We start from the raw sequence: 4,733 nt of genomic DNA on the forward strand, positions 1-4,733 counted from the left end.
TACACTTTTTGGCGATTTAACAGTGCCTTTTTAAGCAGTAATTAATCACAAGTTATTAACAATCAATATGTTGATGTGTTTTTAAGGGTGGACTATTTATGATTTAAATCTATTCGAATCTATGAATTTAAATTTTGATGTAGATTATGTTTCTCATTCAAATTTAAATGAAAATAAACCATTATTATCTTCTGTTGAAATAAATAATTTATATAAAGTCAGTAAAAATATAGAGAGTCGAATGAATAAATATTGGAATAAATATCTTTTTAAACCTGTAGATTTAGAATTTAAAATTATAGGAGAGAAAAGAGAGTTATATATAAAACAGGTAAGAGTTTTTAATGATTAATTAATAATAAATTTTAACATCAACTTCATTACTAATTGTATTTATTGAAGCTATTTTAAATTCAAAATTTTCACTATTTATTTTCTCAGCAATAACTTTTCTAACTGTTTCGTCTTCTAGATTAAATAATGAATCGTATTTTAATTTAATTTCAATACTCTTTAAATATTTCGATTCTTTATTGATTACCAGATGTGTAGCGACAATATAGCTACCTATTATAGTCACTTGTAAAAAGAGTAAGATTTCATATTTTTCTAAAGGATGCATGATATCTAAAATAGAGAGCGTAATGGTGGCAAAAAGAAAAATGATTGCATTTATAGTAAATGTTTGCGCTCTGAATCGTAAAATGGAGAAAATTGCAAATAACCCAAAACCTATTCCAACTCCTATTTCAATTTTTGTAAATAAATAACATAAAGAAAAGGTACATAATCCTACAATGACAATTAGGGGATTTATGGTTTTATTATCTTTTCTATTAGAGAAAAAATACAAAATTAAGATAGAAATTGTTAGTAATAAAAACCTTCCTACGAGTTCGTATAAGTTCATAATTAGTCGTCTTATAAATTTGACTTTATAAAAATACTATTTTTTTTCTTTTAAACTAGGTTTTTTATGCCCATTAATAGTATCTGCATTCATTTCACGAACTAATTTTCCGTTTTCAAAATATTGCCAGATTGCGTTTTTCTTATCGTTTTTAAACTGTCCTTTTATAACTAAATTTCCTGATTCATCATAGACTTTATATGGTCCTTGTAAAACATCGTTTGCAAAAACCGATTCTTCTATAAGCTTTCCTTTTTTCGAATATTTTTTTGAAATTCCTTCTTTAAGATTATTTTTATACGGAACTTCTTCTGCGAGTTTTCCGTTTGTATAAAAAACTTTTCTAATACCTTCTATTTTATCATTTACATAATTTTCGGTAGTCATAACTAACTTAGAATTTTTATGATAGTATTTCCAAAGTCCTGAACGAAATTTGTTGATAGTATTTCCCTCACTGACTTTGTTGTTCTTATCATCAAAAAATATGGTATAGGCATTATTTTTAGAATCGAAATTGCGTGTTGCCATTACAATTTTCTTGTCACTATTAGCATAGTACGTAAAAACTCCAACCTCTTTTCCGTGGTTAAAGTTACCTACATATCGTAGAATTTTAGAATCATCATAAAAACCATTCCACAATCCTTGACGTAGACCGTTTTCGTCGAAGCTATTAGGCGAAACTTGAGGTTTTACGGGTTCTGGCTTTGGCGTTTCAATTTTTTTAATCTGGGCATAGCCAAACGAAATACTTAATAAGAATATATAGATTAAATATTTTTTGTTTATAGTACTTCTCATAATTTTAAAAATTGAATATTCTTTACTAACTCAAAATAGTACTTTTTATTTCAAAAGTAAAACTTTATTTTATAAATATCTAATTGCAACAATAATGCCGATTGTATATTCTAAAAAAATAATCCAGCAAAAGCTGGATTATTTTTACTATTTATTTCTTTTTGTCTTTTGCTTTTTGAGCTTCAGCTTGTTCCATTACTTCTTGCAATTTTTTCTGGAACTTACCTTGTTTCTTAGGTTCTTTTAGTTTATTTTCTTGTATCTGAGCATGAATTTTCACATCGTCGACAATATAATTTTTAATAACAAGCATAATTCCTATAGTAATTACGTTTGAAATAAAGTTATACAAACTCAATCCAGAACCATATGTATTAAAGATAAACAACATCATGATAGGCGAAACATACAGCATGATTTTCATGATTTTCCCCATATCTGGCATACCTTCTTGCTGTGGCGCTGACATTTGCTGATCTCCCATTGTCATTTTTGTATAAAAGAAAATTGCAATAGAAGCTAAAATTGGGAATAAACTCACGTGATCTCCGTAGAAAGGAATATTAAAAGGTAATTTTAATATCGAATCATATGAGGATAAATCATCTGCCCAAAGAAACCCTTTTTGTCTTAACTCGATTGCAGCTGGGAAAAACTGAAACGAAGCCATCATAAACGGAAGCTGAATAAGTGCCGGAATACAACCCGCCATTGGATTTACACCTGCTTTATTATACAACTTCATCGTTTCTTGTTGTTTTTTCATTGGGTCTTTACCAAACTTCTCATTCAATTCAGTAATTTCTGGACGCAATACCTTCATTTTTGCTTGCGACAAGAACGATTTGTATGTAATAGGCGACATCGCCAATTTGATTAAAATTGTAAATACAATAATAGCAATTCCGTATGGGATAAATGAGCCTAACAAACCAAATAAAGGCATGAAAATAAATTTATTTATCCATCCGAAAATTCCCCAACCTAGTGAAACAATTTCATCAAGGTTTCTCTCATAAGCATCTAATATTTTATAATCCGAAGGGCCGTAATACCAATTCATTTTATAATCTACTTCACCATTATTAAAAACTAACGGAAGTGTTGCTGTAAAGTTTTTAGTGAAAATAGTATCTGTTTTTTCGTCTTTAACTAAATTTGATGAGATTAATTTTGATGTTTTGAAAGGTGTTTTTGTCAATAAAATAGAAGAGAAAAAATGCTGTTTGAATGCAACATAAGTTACTTCTTGAGCAGCTTCTTCATCATCAGATTGATTTAAATAACTATCTTTTCCTTCTTCGTGCTCATAAATAAGTTCTGTGTAACGATTTTCGTAAGAAATACTTTTTTCGTTACGATAGGTTTTTAAGTTCCATTCTAAATCGGCTGGTTTTGTAGTGTTTAGTACCGATGCTAATCCTTGTGAACGAACATCAAAATCTAACATACAATCATTAGGTTTCAAAACGTATTTATATTCTAGAAACTGGTTTTCACCTGCTTTTAACTTCATAGAAAGAACTTGGTCTGCTCCTACTTTTGTTAGTGTTGGCTCAAAAAACAAATCCTTAGTATTTAGAACTCTATTGTCTTTTGTTTGCAGTACAATATTTAAATTAGCATTATTATCCTTAATAAGTTGTACTAATTTTCCAGAATCTTTAGAAATTTGCTTAAAGTTCTTTAGAGTCGCTTCGGCAATATAACCTCCTTTGTTTGCGATTTTCAGAATTATTAGCTCATTTTCGATAGTTGTAAAACCAGTTTTTGCTGATGGCAATGTAGCTGAATAAGCAAAACTACCTAAAGTAGCTTTCATTTTTGCTGTTTGAACTGAATCGGTACTAGTTGTAGGTGCAACAACTTCAATAACTTTTGGCTCTTGACTTTTGGTTTTTTCAACTAATTCTTGTTTTGCTTTCTTATCAATTTCTGCTTGTGTAGGTTTATTTTGGTACATGATCCACATCATGATACCAAAAATTAATACAAATCCAATAATCGAATTAAGGTCTAATTTCTTCTTTTCCATCTTTTTATTTTTGCTTTAAGCATTAGGCTTCAAGCGGTAAGCTTATGTTAGTCTTTATTTTTTCATTTTGTTACCAAAATAAATGTATGCTCTTACTAATTTTTTATTTTTTACTGCCGCTGCTATAAAACTAACGAATAACGGATGCGGAGCTAACACTGTACTTTTGTATTCTGGGTGGTACTGAACGCCTATAAAAAATGGGTGATTTTCCAATTCTATAACCTCGACCAAACCTGTTTCTGGATTTACTCCCGAAGCTTTTAGTCCTGCGTTTTGCAATACTTCTAAATAATCACTATTGAACTCATAACGATGACGATGACGTTCTAAAATATCTGATTTCCCATATATTTTATGTGCCAAAGTATTTTCTGATAAATGACATTTCCAAGCACCTAATCGCATGGTTCCTCCTTTGTCAGTAATTGTTTTTTGTTCTTCCATCAGGTTTATTACAGGATGCGAAGTGTTTTCGTTCATTTCGGTCGAATTAGCATCTGCATAACCTAATACATTTCGAGAATATTCAATAACTGCCATTTGCATTCCTAGACAAATTCCAAAAAATGGAATTTTATTTTCTCTTGCATAACGAACAGTTTCTATTTTTCCTTCAATTCCGCGACCGCCAAATCCTGGTGCAACTAATATGCCATCTAATCCTTTTAGTTGATTTTCTGCCGTTTTGGCATCTAAATATTCCGAGTGAATAGAAATTACATTTACTTTTGTTTCATTTGTGGCTCCTGCATGAATAAATGCTTCTAGAATTGATTTGTAAGAATCTTGCAACTCGACATATTTACCAACCAAACCAATATTTACTTCATGTTTCGGGTTTTTATGTTTTTGCAAAAATTCGTTCCACTGTTTTAAATCTGGTGCTGCTTTTTCTGGTAAATTTAATTTTTTCAATGCTACTCTATCTAATCCTTCTTCAAGCATCAAATTAGGAACATCATATATTGTAGAGGCATCGAT

Annotated in this window: 5 protein-coding genes; 1 reads left to right on the forward strand and 4 read right to left on the reverse strand. The window is 29.8% G+C overall.

What is annotated here, in order from left to right; genetic code table 11:
• Positions 1-121 precede the first annotated feature (121 nt).
• Positions 122-352, forward strand: coding sequence for a hypothetical protein (locus tag ACHZC3_RS04430; RefSeq protein ID WP_394758674.1), 231 nt, complete (start codon positions 122-124; stop codon positions 350-352).
• On the opposite strand, the gene ACHZC3_RS04435 is transcribed toward ACHZC3_RS04430, so the two are convergent.
• The 4 genes from ACHZC3_RS04435 to ACHZC3_RS04450 form a co-directional block, all read right to left on the reverse strand.
• Positions 353-910 carry a DUF4956 domain-containing protein gene (locus ACHZC3_RS04435; RefSeq protein ID WP_394758675.1) on the reverse strand — a complete coding sequence of 186 codons (558 nt, stop codon included), beginning with the start codon at positions 908-910 and terminating at the stop codon, positions 353-355.
• 36 nt (positions 911-946) lie between these two features.
• Complete coding sequence (locus ACHZC3_RS04440) at positions 947-1,714, reverse strand: toxin-antitoxin system YwqK family antitoxin (protein ID WP_394758676.1); 768 nt, start codon at positions 1,712-1,714, stop codon at positions 947-949.
• 151 nt (positions 1,715-1,865) lie between these two features.
• Positions 1,866-3,749: a membrane protein insertase YidC gene (yidC, locus tag ACHZC3_RS04445; RefSeq protein ID WP_394758677.1), complete on the reverse strand. Its 1,884-nt coding sequence runs from the start codon at positions 3,747-3,749 to the stop codon at positions 1,866-1,868.
• Positions 3,750-3,803: 54 nt separating this feature from the next.
• Positions 3,804-4,733, reverse strand: a 930-nt coding sequence (locus tag ACHZC3_RS04450) for a CTP synthase (protein WP_394758678.1), incomplete at its 5' end; no start/stop codon positions are given.

It is taken from the genome of Flavobacterium sp. (assembly GCF_043720215.1).
Classification (GTDB): Bacteria; Bacteroidota; Bacteroidia; order Flavobacteriales; family Flavobacteriaceae; genus Flavobacterium.